Annotated in this window: 17 protein-coding genes; 4 read left to right on the top strand and 13 right to left on the bottom strand. The window is 42.3% G+C overall.

Features of this window, described 5'->3' with window-relative positions; all coding sequences use genetic code 11:
* Positions 1-35: 35 nt before the first annotated feature.
* The 11 genes from argF to MKZ03_RS05310 all read right to left on the bottom strand — a co-directional run bounded on the left by argF (position 36) and on the right by MKZ03_RS05310 (position 12,794).
* Complete coding sequence (gene argF, locus MKZ03_RS05360) at positions 36-986, bottom strand: ornithine carbamoyltransferase (RefSeq protein WP_334748612.1); 951 nt, start codon at positions 984-986, stop codon at positions 36-38.
* On the bottom strand, positions 983-4,063 hold the full coding sequence (locus MKZ03_RS05355; protein ID WP_341031196.1) for a carbamoyl phosphate synthase large subunit: 3,081 nt from the start codon (positions 4,061-4,063) through the stop codon (positions 983-985). The genes argF and MKZ03_RS05355 overlap by 4 nt, the downstream gene beginning before the upstream one ends.
* Entirely contained in the window at positions 4,056-5,117 is a 1,062-nt protein-coding gene (locus MKZ03_RS05350; RefSeq protein ID WP_066031043.1) for a carbamoyl phosphate synthase small subunit, read from the bottom strand. Before MKZ03_RS05350 ends, MKZ03_RS05355 begins: the two co-directional genes overlap by 8 nt.
* A 69-nt stretch (positions 5,118-5,186) precedes the next feature.
* Positions 5,187-6,338 carry an acetylornithine transaminase gene (locus MKZ03_RS05345; RefSeq protein ID WP_334748609.1) on the bottom strand — a complete coding sequence of 384 codons (1,152 nt, stop codon included), beginning with the start codon at positions 6,336-6,338 and terminating at the stop codon, positions 5,187-5,189.
* On the bottom strand, positions 6,335-7,111 hold the full coding sequence (gene argB / locus MKZ03_RS05340; protein WP_341031194.1) for an acetylglutamate kinase: 777 nt from the start codon (positions 7,109-7,111) through the stop codon (positions 6,335-6,337). The genes MKZ03_RS05345 and argB overlap by 4 nt, the downstream gene beginning before the upstream one ends.
* Positions 7,112-7,125: 14 nt before the next feature.
* Positions 7,126-8,346, bottom strand: a complete 1,221-nt coding sequence (gene argJ, locus MKZ03_RS05335; protein WP_341031192.1) for a bifunctional ornithine acetyltransferase/N-acetylglutamate synthase — start codon at positions 8,344-8,346, stop codon at positions 7,126-7,128.
* 20 nt (positions 8,347-8,366) lie between these two features.
* Positions 8,367-9,404 carry an N-acetyl-gamma-glutamyl-phosphate reductase gene (gene argC / locus MKZ03_RS05330; protein ID WP_060595988.1) on the bottom strand — a complete coding sequence of 346 codons (1,038 nt, stop codon included), beginning with the start codon at positions 9,402-9,404 and terminating at the stop codon, positions 8,367-8,369.
* A gap of 137 nt (positions 9,405-9,541) precedes the next feature.
* On the bottom strand, positions 9,542-10,090 hold the full coding sequence (locus tag MKZ03_RS05325) for an MFS transporter (RefSeq protein WP_034663338.1): 549 nt from the start codon (positions 10,088-10,090) through the stop codon (positions 9,542-9,544).
* The gene (locus MKZ03_RS05320) at positions 10,087-11,532 is read right to left on the bottom strand and encodes an FAD-binding oxidoreductase (RefSeq protein WP_341031189.1); all 1,446 of its coding nucleotides are present in this window, start codon (positions 11,530-11,532) and stop codon (positions 10,087-10,089) included. Before MKZ03_RS05320 ends, MKZ03_RS05325 begins: the two co-directional genes overlap by 4 nt.
* Before the next feature lie 122 nt (positions 11,533-11,654).
* Positions 11,655-11,963, bottom strand: coding sequence for a metal-sulfur cluster assembly factor (locus MKZ03_RS05315; protein ID WP_060595986.1), 309 nt, complete (start codon positions 11,961-11,963; stop codon positions 11,655-11,657).
* 45 nt (positions 11,964-12,008) lie between these two features.
* Complete coding sequence (locus MKZ03_RS05310; protein ID WP_106031494.1) at positions 12,009-12,794, bottom strand: alpha/beta fold hydrolase; 786 nt, start codon at positions 12,792-12,794, stop codon at positions 12,009-12,011.
* A gap of 136 nt (positions 12,795-12,930) precedes the next feature.
* On the opposite strand from MKZ03_RS05310, the gene MKZ03_RS05305 reads away from it, so the two are divergent.
* From MKZ03_RS05305 to MKZ03_RS05295, 3 genes are all read left to right on the top strand, one after another.
* Entirely contained in the window at positions 12,931-13,743 is an 813-nt protein-coding gene (locus MKZ03_RS05305; protein ID WP_012009535.1) for a Cof-type HAD-IIB family hydrolase, read from the top strand.
* 88 nt (positions 13,744-13,831) lie between these two features.
* Positions 13,832-13,984, top strand: coding sequence for a hypothetical protein (locus MKZ03_RS05300; protein WP_034663354.1), 153 nt, complete (start codon positions 13,832-13,834; stop codon positions 13,982-13,984).
* Positions 13,981-14,172, top strand: coding sequence for a DUF3813 domain-containing protein (locus MKZ03_RS05295; protein WP_024425070.1), 192 nt, complete (start codon positions 13,981-13,983; stop codon positions 14,170-14,172). The genes MKZ03_RS05300 and MKZ03_RS05295 overlap by 4 nt, the downstream gene beginning before the upstream one ends.
* Positions 14,173-14,234: 62 nt before the next feature.
* On the opposite strand, the gene MKZ03_RS05290 is transcribed toward MKZ03_RS05295, so the two are convergent.
* Together MKZ03_RS05290 and MKZ03_RS05285 are read right to left on the bottom strand one after the other, a co-directional pair.
* Entirely contained in the window at positions 14,235-14,690 is a 456-nt protein-coding gene (locus tag MKZ03_RS05290) for a BsuPI-related putative proteinase inhibitor (RefSeq protein WP_066031047.1), read from the bottom strand.
* A 14-nt stretch (positions 14,691-14,704) separates the two neighbouring features.
* The gene (locus MKZ03_RS05285) at positions 14,705-15,547 is read right to left on the bottom strand and encodes a YitT family protein (protein ID WP_034663360.1); all 843 of its coding nucleotides are present in this window, start codon (positions 15,545-15,547) and stop codon (positions 14,705-14,707) included.
* Between the two features lie 140 nt (positions 15,548-15,687).
* Here MKZ03_RS05285 and MKZ03_RS05280 point away from each other — a divergent pair, with 140 nt between their 5' ends.
* The gene (locus tag MKZ03_RS05280) at positions 15,688-16,545 is read left to right on the top strand and encodes a DegV family protein (protein WP_034663363.1); all 858 of its coding nucleotides are present in this window, start codon (positions 15,688-15,690) and stop codon (positions 16,543-16,545) included.
* The last annotated feature ends 30 nt before the right edge of the window (positions 16,546-16,575 follow it).

Genomic DNA, 16,575 nt, shown 5'->3' with positions numbered 1-16,575 from the left:
AGTCCCTGCTCCTACGAGTCAGGGACACTTTTCATTTAATTGGTTTGTTGATACATGAGCTCTTTGATTAACGCTTTTTGTACATGCAAACGGTTTTCTGCCTGCTGAAAAACTTTTGAGTGCGGCCCGTCAATAATGTCTGCTGTCACTTCTTCTCCGCGGTGTGCCGGGAGACAATGAAGGAAAATATAATCCTTTGCTGCATAACTCATTAGTTCGTCATTGACTTGATATTCTTTAAATTCAGCAAGGCGTTTCTCTGTTTCTGCTTCCTGCCCCATGCTTGTAAACACATCGGAATAAATAACATCTGCATCTTGGACAGCAGCGACAGGGTCTGTCGTAACGATGACTTCTGCGCCTGATTGTTTTGCAAACTCACGTGCCGTGTCTGTTACTTCTTGGAGCGGTTCATAGCCTTCTGGTGATGCAACAGCAATGTCACAGCCTAGCTGGGCACAGCCAACCATCAAGGAGTGAGCCACGTTATTTCCGTCACCAATATAGGCTACTTTGATTCCTTTTAATGTTCCTTTTACTTCTTTGATTGTCAATAAATCAGCAAGTGCCTGACATGGATGGGAGTAGTCAGTCAGTCCATTGATGACAGGAATAGACGCGTATTGTGCTAGCTCCTCGACCTTCTCATGTTCAAAGGTCCGAATCATAATGCCATCTACATAGCCAGACAGCACCTGCGCTGTATCACTGATCGTTTCTCCTCTGCCAATTTGCAAATCATTTGAGCTGAGGAAGAGCGCATGTCCTCCTAGCTGCGTCATTCCCGCTTCAAACGATACACGGGTTCTAGTTGACGATTTTTCAAAGATCATCGCTAACGTTTTCCCTTTGAATAAATCCTGATAGGGATTTTGTTTCATTTCTTCCGCTTTTACAATTAAATAAGCAATGTCATTGATTGAGAAATCTTTTAACGATAAAAAGTCTTTTCCGTATAATGCCGGTTGCACGTCGACTTGACTCATGCCGTCACTTCCTTTTTATATAATTCTTTGAGCGATACTGGTGATACATCTCCATTTTTCCCTTGCAGGAATGCTTGAGCTGTTTCATCTTCGGTTAGAACTTGGACGCCATGTGTGAGTGCTTTTACACGCTGCTCTTTTGCCTCTTCATCTTCCCCTAAATGGATATGAAGCGACTTATCTTCGTTTTGCAGCCAAGTTTCAAAGCTGTCCGTCCAGACGTCAAAGCCTGCATGTTTCGCTTTATCTACCAATTGTTCACTGCCTTTTATAAAGAGGCTGCCTTTCTGATGCCAGATTGACGCAAACACTTTTTTCAAGGCGCTTTCGGCGTTCTTGCCTACACACATTCCTTCTCCTGTCGCTTTCATTTCAGGTGTCAGCTTTAAGTCAATATCTTGAATGGCATGTGATGAGAAGACTGGGAATTTGACCGCTGTTCCCCCTTTGTTTTTCGTTGCAGGGTTCAGTTCTTCAAGCGTCGCACCCGCTAATAATTGAGTCGCAAGCGGAATCATGTCAATGCCCATTACTTTGCTGACGACTGGAACCGTCCGGCTTGCCCGCGGATTTACCTCTAGTACAAGCGCCTGATCCCCTTTGATCACAAATTGGATATTCATAATGCCCTTAAACGCTAATTTCTTCGCTATTTGTTCGGACGCAGTATGCACCTGCTGTTTGATGTCTTCGCTGATGGAGACACTTGGTAAAATGGCAAAGCTGTCACCTGAGTGGACGCCCGCTTTCTCTATATGCTCCACAATCGTTGGAATGAAGGTCGTTTTTCCGTCAGAAATCAGATCCACTTCAACTTCTTTTCCAGTGACATACTCATCAATTAAGATCGGGTACGGCAAATGATCTGGCTGATCAAGCAATGATGTCAAATGTGCTTCTGACTGGACAACGATCATCCCCATTCCGCCAATGACATACGATGGGCGAATTAACACAGGGTAACCAATGATTCTGGCATGTGCGAGTGCTTCTTCTTTTGAGTCAGCCGTATTTCCTTCTGCATGAGGAAGATTCAGTTCATCAAGAAGTTGATAGAACAAATCACGATCTTCGAGCGCATCTAGCGTGTCAAAGGATGTACCTAACAACGTGACGCCGGCTTTTTCTAAGCCTTCTGCTACATTGATGGCAGTCTGTCCGCCAAATTGGACGATGACGAAATCAATTTTTTCTGCTTCGACAACGTTTAAGATGTGCTCTAATGTAATGGGTTCAAAATATAAACGATCTGCGATCTCATAATCCGTACTGACCGTCTCTGGATTGTTGTTCATCATGATGGTTTCAAAGCCAAGCTTTTGCAGGGTAAGAACGCCATGAACTGCACTATAGTCAAACTCGACTCCCTGCCCAATTCGAATCGGACCAGAGCCAATGATGAGTGCACGCTGCTTTGTTTTCTCCTGATGCTCTCCATCACTTTTGCCAAAGTATGTGGAATAGAAGTAGTTCGTTTTTGCATCAAATTCTGCCGCACATGTGTCGACTATTTTAAATGAAGCCGTAATGTCATATTCTTGACGAAGCTGTCTAATGGCCTCTTCACTGTGGCCTGTAAGAAGAGCAATCGTTTCATCAAGGAAGCCCTTTTCCTTTACCTTTTTCAAGGTGTCTTTTGAGAGCGTTCCCTCATGGTTCTTCAATTCCTGTTCGAGAATGATCATATTCTTGAATACATGTAAGAAGAATAGATCAATTTTCGTCGCTTGATGAATCGTTTCGACCGTTTCTTGTCTTGAAAGAAGCTCCATGACAGCGAAGAAACGTCGATCGTCTGGTGTTTTGATCAGTTCAAATAGTTGTTCAGTCGATTGGTCTTTCAATTCTGGCAGGTGGAAGCCCTTTGTTTTGATTTCAAGGGAGGCGACGGCTTTTTGAATGGCTGACTCTAAATTACGGTCAATCGCCATGACTTCGCCAGTCGCCTTCATTTTTGTTCCTAATTGACGATCTGCCTGTTTAAATTTATCAAACGGCCAGCGTGGGAATTTCACGACGACATAATCGAGTGCCGGCTCGAAACTAGCATAAGTTGTGCCTGTGAGCGGGTTTTTGAGTTCGTCTAGTGTATAGCCTACCGCAAGCTTTGCCGCCATTTTAGCAATTGGATAGCCTGTTGCTTTTGAGGCAAGAGCAGATGAACGGCTGACCCGTGGATTCACCTCAATGACAAAGTATTCTTTACTGAGTGGATCAAGGGCGAATTGGATGTTGCATCCGCCGACTACATCCAGTGCTGAAATGATTTTCAGGCTCGCTGAACGAAGCATTTGATAATCCTGGTCTGTTAATGTTTGGGAAGGTGCAACGACAATCGAGTCTCCTGTATGCACACCAACTGGATCAATATTTTCCATATTACAAACCGTAATACACGTATTTTGACGGTCTCTCATGACCTCATATTCGACTTCTTTAAAGCCAGCGATGCTTTTTTCAACTAAACACTGATGAATCGGGCTCGCTAAAAGGGCTCCTTCAATGAGCGGTTTAAACGCTTCTTCTGTTAAGGCAATTCCGCCGCCCTTTCCGCCAAGTGTGTATGCTGGTCTTAGGATGACTGGGAAGCCTACTTCTTTTGCAAATTGAAGGGCATCTTTCGCATTATCCACAATTTCACTATCTGGCACAGGTTCGTTCAACTGCTTCATGAGAGCACGGAATTTCTCTCGATCTTCACCGTTTTCAATTGTTTCAACTGACGTTCCGAGCAGTGTTACCCCATGCTTCTTCAGCACACCGGCTTTTTCTAGCTCGACAGCAAGGTTTAAAGCGGTCTGTCCGCCAAGGTTGGCTAAAAGACCATCTGGTTTTTCCTTTTCGATGATTCTTGTCACTGAATCAACTGAAAGCGGTTCAAAATAGATTTCATCAGCAAATGATTCGTCTGTCATAATGGTTGCTGGGTTGTTATTCACTAAAATGACTTTGTAGCCCTCTTCTTTTAAGGCTATACATCCTTGTGTTCCTGAGTAATCAAATTCTGCTGCCTGACCAATGATGATTGGACCAGACCCGATGACTAGAATGGTTTGTATGCTTTGATCTTTAGGCATGTGCAACTTCTCTCCTTGCTTGTTTCACTTTCTCAATAAAATCATCGAATACCCATTCACTTTCAGCAGGACCTGGGTGTGCTTCTGGATGAAATTGAACTGACATAATTAGCTTCTCTTTATGAATGAAACCTTCTACAGATCCATCATTGACATGAAGGAATTTCACGTCCACTTCTTTGTCATTCATGCTTTTTTCATTCACCACATAGCTGTGATTCTGACTTGTCATGAAAACACGTTTGGATTCTGTATCTTGTACAGGGTGATTCGCCCCGCGGTGGCCAAATGGAAGCTTATACGTATCCCCGCCAAGTGCGAGAGCGATTAATTGATGACCTAAGCAGATTCCAAGTGTCGGGAAGGTCATCATGATGTCATGAATGGTTTTTAAATATGGCTTCATTGTTTTGGGATCACCAGGTCCATTTGACAGCAGAATCGCATCTGGCTTGATCTCAAACACCTTTTCCAGCTGTTTGTACGGAATGACGGTTACTTTACAGCCACGCGCTTCAAGCGAATCTGCAATTGATTTTTTAAAGCCAAAATCAATGAGCGCTACATGTTCCTCGCCGCTGCCTTGTGTGTAGATCTCGTCCTCTGTCACCTGTGCGACCACATTGTCTTGTTTCATGGCCGGCGGTGTTTCGTTTTCGTCTACACTGATCACAGCGTTCATCGTCCCATTTGCCCGGATGTTTTGCACGACTGCACGTGTATCTGTATGCGTCAGAAGCGGAATGTTCCACTTCTGTAAATAATCTTTTAAGCTAACCGCTGCAAGATGATGAGAGAAATGATCAGCTGCTTCATACACAACAACAGCTTTCACTTGTGGTTTTTTGCTCTCAAAGTCTTCATGATTAATGCCGTAATTTCCGATGAGTGGATATGTGAAAACAATGATTTGTCCCTTATACGAAGGATCTGTGAGCACCTCTTGGTAACCTGTCATCCCTGTAAAGAAAACCACTTCACCTGTCATGCCAGCTTCTCCTGTCAGATCTCCTTCAAAAGAGGCTCCATCTTCTAAATTTAAATAACCTTTCATGCTTGTGTCACCCCAAATTGAATAATTAGTAATATAAATGCATTTTTATGCGTTTTGGTGTAAAAAAATTTAAACCGTCACTGCTTCATTTGCTAAAACCTGAGTAATCGCTTCTATTGCATGATCTATTTCTGCTTTTTCTACATTCAGCGGAGGTAATAACCGAATCACATTTGGACCAGCTGGAAGTACCAGCAGCCCTTGTTCTCTAAGAGCTGTGATATAATCACCGACTGGCTGATGACATTCAATCCCTGCCATCAATCCTTTTCCGCGTACTTCTTTTACGATATTCAGTTGTTTCAGATCTTGCAGCTTTTCTAACAGATAAGCGCCTTTTTCTTTGACTTCTGAAAGAAACTCTTCTTTGAAAATGACATCGAGTGTTGCATTCACTGCGGCCATGGCAAGCATGTTGCCACCAAAGGTTGTTCCGTGTGAACCTGGTGAGAATGCATCTCCTAAAGCCTTTTTCCCGATGACCGCACCGACTGGGAAGCCGTTTCCTAAGCCTTTAGCAGAAGAGATAATATCAGGATCAAGTCCCGTTTGTTCGTATGCAAACACTGTTCCTGTACGTCCAATACCCGTTTGAATTTCGTCTACGATCAGCAGTGCTTCATGCTTTTGGCAAAACGCTTGAACGGCTTCTAGAAATTCTGTTGTTGCTGGATTTACTCCACCTTCTCCTTGCACAACCTCGAGCATTACCGCTGCCACATCATCGACTTCACACGCCGCAATAGCGTCTGGGTCATTAAACGGTACATAATGAAAGCCTTCCAGCATAGGGCCAAAGCCAGTTTTGATTTTATCTTGACCTGTAGCAGCCATACCAGCATACGTGCGCCCATGAAAAGAGTGCAAAAATGTCACGATATTTGTTTTCCCTGTTGCTTTACGCGCTAATTTGATCGCACCTTCATTTGCCTCAGCTCCGCTATTGCAGAAAAACACGAGGTCTCCTGAACTGTTTGCCGCAAGCTTTTCTGCTGCTTTTTCCTGCAGTCCATTTTCAAATAGATTCGATACATGCCAGACGTGATCAAGCTGCTTCTTGATGGCTTGATTGACCTTTGGGTGATTGTGGCCTAGATTTGTAACCGCAATGCCTTGTATAAAGTCTAAGTATTTTTTTCCATTTGTATCGACTGCCCAAGAACCTGCTGCCTCTTTAATTTCAACATTCCACCGTCCATACGTTTGAAAGAGATGACTCACAGGACCGCCTCCTTTTGTTTCACAATTCTTGTTCCTTTAAAGGTTTCCCCTGTAAAGATACTGCCTTTGCCATTCACGATCATGACTTCATCCACATCTCCTGATAAAGCACTCAAAGCGGATTGCACTTTTGGAATCATTCCCCCGGAAATAATGCCTTCATCAATGAGTGAAAGGGCTTCTTGTTCGGTGACGACATCTAAAAGCTCACCATTTTTTAAAATGCCTTCCACATCTGTGACAAACATGAGCTTATCAGCTTTCATGGCTCCTGCGACAGCTGATGCTGCTAAATCAGCATTTACGTTTAACGTTTGGCATTCTTCTGTCATAGACAGCGGTGCAATCACAGGAATAAATTGTTTTTCCATTAATGCTTCTGCCATCTCTGGATGGACTTCTTTGATTTCACCAACGTATCCGTACACGTCTTGATCGAGGAAATCGGCGACAAGCATCTGCCCATCTTTCCCAGACACGCCGACAGATGAGATATCATGCTTTGCGAGCTCTGACACAAAGTATTTATTGACCGTTCCCGAGAGGACCATTTCGGCTACATCTAACACAGGCTTCGTTGTTTTGCGCTGTCCATCAACAAATTCTGTTTTCACTTCTAATTTTTGCAGCATGCTAGTGATTTCAGGACCTCCACCATGGACGATAGCCAGCTTAAATCCAGCAGCTTGAAGTGAGCGGACATTTTCATAAAAGGTATCTGAAAGTTCTCGAATGACACTACCTCCACACTTAAATACGATCGTTTTAGCCATGTCTATCTCCTTCATTATGTGCGATAGCTCGCGTTAATTTTCACATAATCATAGGTAAGGTCACAGCCCCATGCTGCTGCTTTACCATTTCCCTCATTCATTTGAATCAAAATCGTGATCTCATCCTGCTCTAGATACGCTTTTGCTTCCTCTTCTGAGAATGGCTGCGGTTCATTATGTTTAAACAGACATTGTCCGCCTAAATAAACTTCTACCTCTTGTGGTGTGACGGAAGCTGCACTATGACCAATGGCTCCAACGATTCGCCCCCAGTTGGCGTCGGTGCCGTAGACGGCTGTTTTCACAAGACTTGAACCAACGATTTTCTTCGCTATGATGCCGGCTTCTAAATTATTTTTGGCGCCAGCAACTTGCGCTTCAATTAATTTCGTTGCACCTTCTCCGTCTCTTGCAATCTCTTTGGCAAGATCCTCACAAGCTAGCTTTAATCCTTCTTTGAACAATGGCCATTCTGGATGCTTTTCATTGAGTGCTTCATTTTCTGCCATGCCATTTGCCATTACGAGTACCATATCGTTTGTCGATGTTTCCCCATCGACGGTAATTTGATTAAAGGTCACATCGGTAATGTCACGAAGTGCGTTTTGCAGGGCTTCCTGTTCGACATTTGCATCCGTTGTCACGAAGCCAAGCATCGTTGCCATGTTCGGATGAATCATGCCAGAGCCCTTTGCTGCACCTGCAATCAGAATCTCTTTGCCGTTTATCGTCAGGGTGTATGTTGTATTTTTAATGACTGTATCTGTTGTTAAGATTGCCTCTTCAAAATGACCATTTCCTGCTTTTGCTTCTTTCAGCTGCGAGATGCCTTTTTTGACTTTATCCATATCGAGACACTCTCCAATGACACCAGTAGAAGAAACAGCAATGTAATCAGGTTCTACCCCTAACATATCTGCGCAGGCTACCTGCATTTCGTATGCGTCCTTCAAACCTTGCTCACCAGTACATGCATTGGCGATGGCACTATTGACAATGACACCTTTTAATTGCCCTGTCTTTTTTAAGCTTTTCTGAGTGACTTGTAGAGGTGCAGCTTGAAAGTGACTTTGTGTATATACCGCTGCACTCGCTGCCGGCACCTCACTGACAATCAGTCCAAGGTCTTTTTTTGAATAGCGTAATCCAATATGAATCCCCTTTGCTTCAAAGCCTTTTGGTGATGATACGTCACCGTCTATTTTTACAATGCTTTTTTCATTCAATTCGATCATGTTTGTTGTCTCCCCTGTTCTTATGGATAGAGAGGTGTCATTGTGAGGCCCGCCTCTTCATCTAAGCCTTTGATAATGTTGAAGTTTTGAACCGCTTGGCCGGCTGCGCCTTTCATGAGATTGTCGATCACAGACACAATCGTGAGTCTGCCTGTACGTTCATCTAAATGAAAGCCAATGTCACAGAAATTACTGCCGTAGACTTCCCTTGTTTGCGGATACACGCCGTGATCTCTCACTCTGACAAAATAGGAATCTTCATAAAAGCCTTTCATATGCTTCATCAATTCCTCTTTTGTGATATCTGATTTCAGCTGTGTATACATCGTCGCCATAATCCCCCTTGTCATCGGGACAAGATGCGTTGAAAATGTGATGTTCGCCGTTTGCGGATTCCATTCTCTTAATATTTGCTCTATTTCAGGTGTATGTTGATGTTCATTTACCTTATAAATTTTGAAATTGTCGTTTAGCTCTGAAAAATGTGTTCCAAGTGAGGCAGATCGTCCTGCACCGGACACGCCTGTTTTTGCATCTATTATGATCATAGATTCATCGATTAGATTCTGTTTCATCAGCGGTGCTAAACCGAGAAGAACTGCGGTAGGAAAGCACCCTGGGTTTGCAATAACTTCAGCCTGCTCAATTGTTTCACGATTTAATTCAGATAATCCGTACACAGCTTGTTGAACAGATGCTTGATCAGCTGCCCTTCGTTTATACCAAGCTTCATAGGTTGCGCCATCTTGAATGCGCAAATCACCTGATAAATCAATAATGGGCACTCCTTGATTCATGAGCTTCGGCGAAAGTTCACTTGATACGCCTGCTGGTGTCGCTAAAAACACAGCATCTGTTTCTCGCACAATGGAAGCTGGATCAATGGCTTTTAATGTTTGATCAGTAATAGTTGTCAGATGCGGATAAGATTGACTGTATAATTGCCCATCACCACTTGATGAATACAATATACATTCCTCCACATGTGGATGATGCTTGAAGATACGAACCAATTCCGCACCACCGTACCCTGTAGCACCTATAATACCTATTTTCAACGTCAATACACCCTCTTGATCTTTGTGAAATTATTTAACATTATAACATGTATAAAAATTAATTCAATTGTATATTTAATATTTGTTTTCATTTTTTTTCAACAAAAAATCCGCATATCTTCATGAGACATGCGGATTTATCTTTCGTTTTTGATATAGATGACCATGAGCGCACTGCATAAATATAATATGGAGCTTGCATAAAAAATGAAATGAACGGTAAAGAAATCAGCAAACAGGCCGCCAAGCATAATCGCGATGGATGAAAAAAGAGCTGTCCAAAAATGATAGTGGCCAACCTCCTTCATTCTTTTATTACCTGTTGTCAGTTCCGTGACGAGCAGTTTCTCCCCGTGTTTTTGAAAGCCGCCTAACGCACCAAGTGCAAGCTGAATCATATACACTTGCTCCACTTCTGTTATATGCGGAAATAGCAGTAAAAGAAACGCCATACCGAACGAATGAATGATTAAAAAGAGACGCCTGTCAGTAGTTTCGGGTAGTTTCCCTAAGAGTAAATGAATAAACGCTCCGCTTAAACCAAACAAGCCATAGGCAAGACCAAACTGTGAATAGCTTGAACCAACATTTTTAATAAAAAGAATGTAAAAAGGGAAAATCAAACTGCTGGCGAAAAACAGCAGGCTTTGTGAGTAGACGAACCATTTCATTGCTTTTGCATTCATTGTGTATTGTACCTTTCATAAAAGTAATTGATAAACCTACCATCTGGATCTGCTTTCTTTTTCTTTCGGAAGAATACATCGGTTTTAGGATACGCCCGCTTCATTTGTGCCTTCGTTTGATAAGGCATGTACGGTAAGTAATAGCTTCCATGGTGCCGCAGCGTGATATCTGTCATTTGCCGGATGATCCGCTCTGCTTCTGCCTTCTCTTCTTTCTCAAAACCATAATTCACTAAAAGAACAAGGGCAAACATATCTTCTTTCGCATATGAGAGATCCGCTTTTTCATTTTTTTGTACGTAGCGTATCGTGATGTTCATTAAATTCAATTCTTCCTGTTGTAAAAAGTCTCTCATTTCATCGATATACGCACGAAAGCGATCAACTGGGACGAAATATTCCTGAAGCACATCTGTGTCTGACTCATTTTCATATTCTAAAAAAGCAGAATCTGAACGCATCACATTGTTTCTTGTGATCAGCTGATCATTTTGACTTTGGAAATACTTTTTTTGCAAATTCCAGAGCAGATCTTTCCCCATATCAAATCTTCTTGAAAGGCCGAGCATAAATTTCAATGGCATGACGAGCTGATCTTCCTTTAGCTCTCGGTATGGTTCGAGCTCTTGATGAGTTGAGAGGGAATAGTTCGTTACATACATCTCCTTCAAGCAGTTTGTTTTCGCTGTTGAGATTCTTGCGAGATGCATGCGTACTTCTTTATTGTGTTTGACATGCTTTTGAAAATAATCGGTGTATTCACGATAATCAAGAGAGGTTGTCTCCATTTTGTATAATTCATCTCTCGTTAGCGAAAGCTCAACATCTAAAATCACGCCGAACAAACCATATCCGCCAATCACGGCTGTAAACAAATCATCGCCTGGCTTCACTGTAACGATCTCCCCATCTGCCTTTAGCAGCCTAAAGGAACGAACCGTGTCAATGAGTGATCCGTAGCGAATGTCACGTCCATGTGCGTTTGCACTGAGAGAACCGCCAATCGTGAAGATATTCTGTGATTGCATGACCTTCACGGCAAGACCGTAGGGGTTCACATATGTTTGTATATCATCCCATGTAGCGCCGCTTTGGACACGGATGGTTTTCTTTTTTTCATCAAATGCTAAAATCTGACGGAATTCTGTCATATCGAGCACGATGCCATTTTCATAATACGTGTGGCCGCCCATGCTATGCTGTTTGCCGGCAATTGATATCGGCAGGTTTTTTGCTTTCGCTTCTTCTAATACTTCTTTTAAAGTGTCTATTTCTTTTCCTTGAACGACTTTTTTTATTTTGACAGGCATGAGATGACTGACATCTGTAAAGGCTTCAAGATCTTGTCTTTTGTTTGCTTGCTCCTCGCGAATGGTGATTGATGCAAAAAATGCAGCAGCATATCCCATCAAAAGAACGATCCACAACCATTTTCGTTTCATTATTAGGTACTCCGTTCTATAAAATTACATTCATTATATCAATCCATTCTCTTCCTCTACCTTAATTTTTCATAAAAAAACTGGCATGAGTTCAACTCATACCAGGCATTTTTCATATGTGCTTATTGAATACCGAGCGCAATTTTTGCGTATCTTGACATTTTGTCCCGTGTCCAAGGCGGATTCCATACGATGTGAACTTCTGTTTCTTTTACTTCTGGAAGATCACTTAATGCTTTTTTGACTTCATCCACGATAATTGGTGCAAGAGGACAACCCATTGATGTTAAGGTCATGGTGACATCCGCTTTTCCATTCTCATCAAGATCGACATCATAGACAAGTCCAAGGTTGACGATGTCGACATTTAGCTCAGGGTCAATCACCTGTTCTAGGGCGCCTAAAATATTTTCTTTCAATGCTTCATCCATGATATCCACTCCTTTTCCATTAGTATAACGTACTTTTTCCTTTGACTAAACGTTTGTGCTTTTCAGATGTGTCACAAACCAGTCAATCGTTTCAAACATTGCTTGTCTTGAGACCTTATGGCCAGCTTGTCCGTCTGTGGTAAAACGAATCAGGTGCGGGTCTTCTTTATATTGGGTTGCTGCTAACTCGTCATAAAGAGCCTTTGCATGCCGGTAAGGGACAACTGGATCGTTTTCTGCATGCCAGAATAACAGTGGTCTTTTGTTTAATCGATCTGTTTGCAGCGTTAAATCATAAGGGCGCAGGGCGTCTAACTGCTGATGAACCTCTTCGTCTGTAATCTCTTTCATCAACCCTTTGTGCCGCATGTCCATGATTTGTGCTTGTAGAAATGTCGTATATTTCGGACTGCCCATCAAGCTGACTGCTGCTTTAATCCAATCATGCTTGGCCAGTGCACCAAAGGTGGTGATACCGCCCATGGAAGTACCCGCAACACCTATCAGATCGGCTTCAATCAATTGTTTTTCTTGAAAGTATGTTTTGAGTATATCGATTTCACGTATTTCGTTCAGGACAATTTCCCAGAACTTTGATGCCAGTTCCTCTAAGCTGAGGTTTTCTGATCTTACACCATGATAAGCACAGTCAGGCAAAATCACTCTCATGCCTTTTTCTGCCAAATGAAAGGCGAAGTGTAAGTTGTGCTCACGTGCACTTGTAAATCCGTGTATGAAAAATACAAGCGGCAGCGGTTTGTCTTTATTTTCAGCTTTTACGATATGTAAAAATGGAATATCGTGTTCAGTTTGCTCATCAATGGTGATCACAGCCTATGAATCCTCCTTTATCATTCCCGTCTTTGTTTATTTTAACATGTAGACAACAAAGATGTGATAAAGATACACTATAGATAGAGGCGCCGCACGAACTGCCTCCTATCACTTACAGATCAAAGGAGATTTTATGGAGACTAAACCTTATCTAATCGCACTTGACCTGGATGGCACGTTATTAAAAGATGATAAAACCATCTCTACACACACGCTTGACGTCATTCAAAAAGTGAAAGACAGCGGGCATCATGTCTGTATTTCAACCGGCCGGCCATTTCGTTCCAGCTCTCCTTATTATCAGCAATTACAGCTTGATTCACCCATTGTGAATTTTAATGGAGCGTTTGTCCATCATCCTCTTGATGAAAAATGGGGCAGATTTCATACGTCACTTGATCTCCAAGTCGTTAAACAGCTTGTAGACATTAGTGAGGAGTATAAAGTGCACAATGTGTTAGCTGAAGTGTTAGACGATTTGTATTTCCATTATCATGATGAGAAGCTCATTGATATATTTAATATGAATGCAAATAAAGTCACCGTGGGAGACCTTCGGGACAACCTTGGAGAAAATGTGACGAGCGTGTTAATCCATGCAAAAGAAGAGGACGTCGGAGCCATTCGAAGCTATTTATCAGATGTTCATGCAGAAGTGATTGATCACCGGCGATGGGCTGCTCCGTGGCACGTGATTGAAATCATTAAAACAGGCATGAACAAGGCCGTTGGACTGCAAAAGATCAGTGATTATTACGGCGTTCCACAGGAGCGGATTGTGGCATTCGGAGATGAAGACAATGATTTAGAAATGCTTGAATTTGCTGGATGCGGCGTGGCAATGGGCAATGGAATCGATGCGGTGAAACGTGTTTCAAACGAAGTCACTGATACGAACGAACAAGATGGGATTGCAAAGTTTCTAACGAATTACTTCTCGCTTTAATTTTTCCATTCATACATAACCGAAGGAAGCGGGCATACTACCGTTAGACAGGTTGTCCTGTCAGCTTGTGTAAAGGGGCGGATTCCGAATGGGTAAAAGAAGCAAATCGAAACGCTTTATACAACAAGGTAAAGATTCAGTCAGTCTGCATGACGCACGTTTTCCTTATCGTTCGACACTTGAAGAAGCGGCAGCGGACAGGGGAAATATGAAGACTGATGCTTCTGGAGGTTCATTGTGAGAAACGAACTTTTTGATCAAGCCAAATCATTTACTGAAGAAGCCCTTACTTCTTCATTTTCATCTGGGTTAGAGCGTCAACAGGCGGTCAAACGAGCCAAAAATGCCGTATCTTCTGCATTTGCCAATTCGACAGATGCAGAAAGAAACCAGCTGCATACCTTCCAAGACTTGCTCGATGATCTCTAACATAAAAAAAGCTGTCCACCATTGGACAGCTTTTTCTGATTCTCATGAAGCAGGAAGCACTTTTATTTCACTTGGAACGTTTTCTTTTCCGTGATTTGCTTCAGCCCTTCTGCTTTTCCTTTAAATGTGACGACCGCTTCATACGTTCCCGGCTTGACACCGTTTGACCACGTATCTTGAAAATCATAGGCTTCGCCTTTCTTCAGCACAAATGATTGGATGGCCTGTGTGAACATACGGTCTTTCGAATAGCGGTATTGTTCATTTCCGTTTTCGTCATACACACTGAGCTCGAATTTCTGGCTTGTGTTAAAAGTAAATTCAATATCTCGATCTGATTCATTTTTCAGCGACATGTTAAATTGAACCGAAGAACCTTTCTGGACGGGGTCTACTGTGAGTACAACCGTTTTTTCTCCCATTTGACCGGATACCTCCTTGTCTGGTTCATCCTTTTTTTGTTGTCCACAAGCGGCTAAAATCAATAAAACGAGAAGAAGCACCAACCCTTTTTTCATTTGCTACCCACCTTTTAATCTCGTCTGAAAAATCCTAGAATATTGGTTGTTTGCACAATATTTGTAAAGGCTTTTGGATCGACTTCTTTAATAATTTGTTCAAGTTCATACAGCTCATACCTTGTAATGACGATCACCATCATTTCTTTTTGCTCGTTGGTAAAAGCTCCTTTTGCAGGTACAGTCGTAATGCCCCTGACCATTTTTCCATAAATGGCTTCTTTGATTTCATCAGCTTTCTTCGTCACAATCATCGCGGTCAGCTTCTCATGTCTTGTATGGATGGCATCAATGACCCTTGTGGTCACATATAATGTGACAAGGGTATATAATGCTTTCTCCCAACCTTGTAATAATCCTGCTGTAAAGATGATGATTCCATTTAAAATGAAGAAATATGTGCCGACTGGTTTATCCTTCCACTTCGCTAAGATCATGGCAAGGATGTCGAGCCCTCCTGTTGATGCCCCGTATTTGAGAGTGATCCCAATCCCGAGTGCAGATATGACGCCGCCAAACACAGCATTTAGTAATATATCCTGTGAAACACTCGTTTCCGGTAAGATGCCGAGGAAAATGGTCGTCAGTGCAACACTGATGATACTGTATAACGTAAAGGAACGGCCAACTTTCATCCAGCCTAAAATGCCGACTGGAATATTTAAAATAAATAATAGGATCCCTGTTGATATATAAAATGGCGCATATTGATCCATTAAGCTGGATAACAGCTGGGCTACCCCTGTAAACCCGCTCGCGTATACATCAGCTGGGATTAAGAATAAGTTCAGTCCAATCGCATTGAGCAGTGCACCAATGACGACGACAATGAGTTTTTTTGCTTCTCCAATGAACATATTGTCATTCCTCCACTTACCATTCTCTCTATGGTTTTCCCTAAAATTTAGAATTTGAACACGAAAAGATGATTTCTGTGATATAGTTAGGCTAAAAAGATGTAAAATATGGCTGATATTTTTAGAAAGAAGGGATTTTGATGACTGTTCATATCATAGCAGACAGTGCTGCTGATCTGCCTCTTTCTTATTATGATGAACATAACATGACGCTCATTCCGCTGCGTGTGTTACTTGGCGAGCAGGAATTTGAAGATTTGATCACCATTGAACCAAAACAAGTATTTGATGCGATGAGACAAGGTGCCAGCCCAAAAACGTCACAAGCTTCACCAAACCGAATCAAAGAAGCCTTTGTTTCTGTCGCACAAACCCATACATCTGCAATCTATGTTGCCTTTTCATCAGAGCTTTCCGGTACATACCAAACAGCTGTGATGATGGCAAACGAAGTGAAGGAAGAATACCCTGATTTTGATTTGCGAATCATTGATTCTAAATGTGCTTCACTCGGCTATGGGCTTGCTGTCAAACACGCTCAATCACTTGCCATTGACGGAAATACAATACAAGAAATTGAAACGTCTGTAAAGCATTTTTGCGAATCTTTACAACATATTTTTACTGTAGACGATTTATCGTATTTAGCAAGAGGCGGAAGAATCAGTAAAGCGTCCGCATTTGTTGGCGGTTTATTAAGCATTAAGCCCATTTTACACGTCGAGGATGGAAAGCTCATACCACTTGAGAAAATCCGCGGACGTAAAAAGCTGTTGAAACGCATTATTGAACTGATGAAAGAACGTGGAACGGATTGGCCAAATCAAACTGTGGGCATTAGTCATGGTGATGATCCTGCACTTGCAGAAGACATGAGACAATTGATTGAAGCCGAATTTCATCCAAAAGAAATTGATATTCAGATTGTCGGCGCGGCTGTTGGATCCCATTCTGGCCCAGGCACGCTTGCCATCTTCTTTACAGGCAAACCATCATAAAAAGCACCCTTCCCTGACACATCACGGGAA

The sequence above is a fragment of the Bacillus sp. FSL R5-0431 genome (assembly GCF_038002985.1).
Taxonomy (GTDB): domain Bacteria; phylum Bacillota; class Bacilli; order Bacillales; family Bacillaceae; genus Bacillus.
The sequence above is the reverse complement of the archived record's forward strand: the minus strand, read 5'-3'. Positions and strand labels throughout refer to the sequence as shown.